We start from the raw sequence: 3205 nt of genomic DNA on the forward strand, positions 1-3205 counted from the left end.
GCGATCCAGGGCGTCCGGATCAACGGCCCCATCCTCCAGGAGATCGTCGAGACCCTCGACCTCTTCCTCCAGGTGGGCGGGGGCATCCGGACCCGGGAGGATGCGGCGTCGCTCCTCGACCTGGGGGTTGATAGAGTGATCCTGGGGACGGCGGCCCTGGCCCGGCCCGAGATGGTTACGGAGCTGGCGGCCGACTTCGGGTCCGATCGGGTGATGGTGGCTCTGGACGTGAGACGGGGGAGGGTCACCACCGAGGGTTGGCAGAGGGACTTGGAGAAGGGGGCCATCGAGCTGGGTCTCCTCTTCCAGGAGAGGGGAGCAGGCTCGATCCTCTTCACCAACATCGACACCGAGGGGCAGCTCCGAGGGATCGACCTCGAGCCGACCCGAAGGCTCGTCGAGGCGGTCGACGTCCCGGTGGTGGCTGCCGGAGGCGTCTCCACAGTCCAAGACGTCTTAGGCCTCCGGGACGCGGGGGCCTCCGGGGCCGTGGTGGGGACGGCGATATACACCGGAAAGCTCGACTTCAAAGAGGTCCTTTCCGCCCTCCGATCCTGATTCGTAGGTTCACGGAGGGTTTGTGGAGGGGTCATCTAGATCGTCGAGGGTTCATGGAGGATCTTTATAGGTGATATTATGAGGAAGGGAAAGGGAGGATCGAAGGTCGGCGGGGCCCGGGCCGGGGTCGAGGTGAATGTTGACGGGAACGGCGAGGCGAACCTCGACTCCGGATCGGGTTTCCTCGACCACATGCTTCAAGCCCTGGCCAGGATGAGCAAAATCGACATTAGTGCAAAGGCCGAGGGCGGGATCGCGGTGGAGAGGTCGAGGGCGCTGGGCCTCGCCCTGGGGGGAGCCTTGGCCGCGGGCCTGGGAGAGAAGCGGGGGATAAGAAGGTACGGCTGGGCGGCAGTCCCCATGGACGAGGCTCTGGGAGAGGTGGCCCTGGACCTCTCCGGGAGGCCCTATCTGGTGATGAAGAGCGAGTTTGAGACCGAGATCATAGGAGACCTGGAGTCCCAAAACGTCAGGAGGATCCTCGAAGCCCTGACCGAAGAGGGGCTCTTCACCCTCCACGTCAGGTTCGATGGGGAGAACGATCATCACAAAGCCGAGAGCATCTTCAAGGCCCTGGGGCTCGCGTTTAAGGAGGCGAAGAGGGTCGAGGGGACGGAGATCCTCAGCACCAAGGGCGTCCTCTGATCTTGATTTTTTGTCTTTTCACTCGAACTCGATCGTTCCCGGGGGCTTAGGGGTCAGGTCGTAGACGACCCTCGATACCTCCGGGATCTCTCCAGCGATCCTGGTGGATATCCGCCTCAGAACATCCCAGGGAAGCTCCAGAACGTCGGCGGTCATGGCGTCCCTCGAGGATACTGCCCTCACCGCGACGACGTAGCCGTAGGCCCTTATGTCGCCCTTGACCCCCGTCGCCTTGCCCAGGATCGCGGCGAAGGCCTGCCAGGGGTGAAAGTTCTTCAGCTCCTCCTCGACGATGGCGTTGGCCGCCCTCACCACCGCTAGCTTCTCACGTGTCACCTCGCCGAGGATCCGAACGGAGAGGCCCGGCCCGGGGTAGGGCATCCGCTCGCAGATCTCGGCGGGCATGGAGAGACCCCGGGCCACCTCTCTCACCTCGTCCTTGTAGAGGTCGCGGAGCGGCTCGACGATCCCCACAAACTCCATCTTGAGGGGCAGGCCGCCGACGTTGTGGTGGGACTTGATACCGCCCTCGGACTCTATCAGGTCGGGGTAGATGGTGCCCTGGATTAGGTACTCGGCGCCTATCCGCCTCGCCTCGTCCTCGAAGACCCGGATGAAGGTCTCTCCCACCACCTTCCTCTTCTCCTCGGGATCGGTGACCCCCTCGAGGGCGCTCAAAAAGCGGTCCTCTGCATGGACGGTGATGAGGTTGAAGTCGGAGAACATTTCGGCGATCTTCTTCGACTCGCCCTGCCGCATGAGGCCGCTGTCGACGTAGACCGGAAGCAGCCGGTCTCCGATCGCCTCGCGAGCCAGAAAGGCGCAGACCGAGCTGTCCACGCCCCCTGAGAGGCCGATGACCGCTCTTCCCTCCACCTGGCGGCGAATCTCTGCTATGGCTTCATCGATGAACTGGGGGACGTTCAGACCCATAAAGATCTGAGGCCGGTTCCGAGGATAATAGACTTGCGGTTATCGGTCGCGAGTTGTCAGCGGCACGACTTCAGATGAGCCCAACGTGAACCGTACATGAAAAATAGTCATTTAAAGGAGCGGGTGGTAGCTTCTCTCAGCGGGAAGGGGAGTGGGAAACGACAGATCGCCAGACCTCCTATCGAGATGAGAGGGCATTTCCCTCCGCCCTCTCATCTCTCGTCCCTTTTGCTCTTTTGGTGATCTGCCTTCTTCCTGCATTTTAATCACTCTCATTTCGCCCATTCATTTATAGACCTCGCTGCCGCTTCGCAGGGAGTAGCTCCCGTTGAAGAGGCTCGTAATAGCGGCGTCTCTCTCTTTGGTGTGGCTCTCTATCTCGTATATCGCCATCCCGCTGAAGTTCGACTCGGAGCCGAGGATGAGCCTGGTGCTCCGGACCTCGGCACTGCCCGTGCAGTTCAGCCGGTCGGCGTAAAGGTACTGCTCCCTTATGATAGAGCCCCGCTTTTCGTCCATGCAGGTGTGGCTCGCGTGCCAGCTGGAGTTGTAGCCGAGGGTGCGGCCCATGGACAAATTCAGGACCGCCGGAGCCTGTACGGCGTCGAACTCCCTGTTCATCTTCATCCGGGTGGTCCTGTAGCTCAAGACCTCCTCCGACTCGTAGCTTCCAGCCCCGTGCTCTGTGAAGCTGAGGACGGTCCCCACGATCGGCCTCACCGGCGTCTCGACCCTGCCCGTCCTCTCGAACTGGTCGCAGGATATCCTGACCTGGTTGATTATCAGGTGGGGACTCCTCCCGGTCGCAAACCTCCGCCTCATCGAGACGAAGCCGTTCCCGGAGACGCGGCCATCCAAGTCGGCGACGAAGTTCTGCTTTTTCATCTTCATCACCAGGACGATCCGGCCGTATTCTCCCGGAAGCAGAGTCCCTATAGTCCAGACGTTCTTCGTCCCCGGGTCCGGTGGCGGGTCGGCGGAAAGGAGAGACATCCGGGGATCGTACTCCTCCACGATGACCAGGTTTGTCAGAGGCACCATCAGGTCGTTTCCGTAGGTTATGGTGTAG

4 protein-coding genes are annotated in these 3205 nt (G+C 61.6%); 2 read left to right on the top strand and 2 right to left on the bottom strand.

Annotated elements, in window-relative coordinates; genetic code table 11:
• Together ACP5EL_RS09905 and ACP5EL_RS09910 are read left to right on the top strand one after the other, a co-directional pair.
• Window positions 1-558, top strand: a 558-nt coding sequence (locus tag ACP5EL_RS09905) for a HisA/HisF-related TIM barrel protein (RefSeq protein WP_428402348.1), incomplete at its 5' end; no start/stop codon positions are given.
• Between the two features lie 78 nt (window positions 559-636).
• Window positions 637-1203, top strand: a complete 567-nt coding sequence (locus tag ACP5EL_RS09910; protein WP_428402349.1) for an imidazoleglycerol-phosphate dehydratase — start codon at window positions 637-639, stop codon at window positions 1201-1203.
• A gap of 18 nt (window positions 1204-1221) precedes the next feature.
• Here ACP5EL_RS09910 and guaA read toward each other — a convergent pair whose 3' ends face one another.
• A complete protein-coding gene (guaA, locus tag ACP5EL_RS09915; protein WP_428402350.1) occupies window positions 1222-2136 on the bottom strand; it encodes a glutamine-hydrolyzing GMP synthase in 915 nt (304 codons plus the stop codon).
• A gap of 285 nt (window positions 2137-2421) precedes the next feature.
• On the bottom strand, window positions 2422-3205 hold a 784-nt coding region (locus ACP5EL_RS09920), incomplete at its 5' end, for a hypothetical protein (protein ID WP_428402351.1).

Source organism: Methanocrinis sp. (assembly GCF_049974945.1).
In the GTDB taxonomy this organism is placed as follows: Archaea; Halobacteriota; Methanosarcinia; order Methanotrichales; family Methanotrichaceae; genus Methanocrinis.

What these genes read in the sequence shown, in the direction of transcription:
- guaA (WP_428402350.1), bottom strand. Translation starts at nt 2,136, where the DNA reads ATGGGTCTGAACGTCCCCCAGTTCATCGATGAAGCCATAGCAGAGATT.
- ACP5EL_RS09910 (WP_428402349.1), top strand. Translation starts at nt 637, where the DNA reads ATGAGGAAGGGAAAGGGAGGATCGAAGGTCGGCGGGGCCCGGGCCGGG.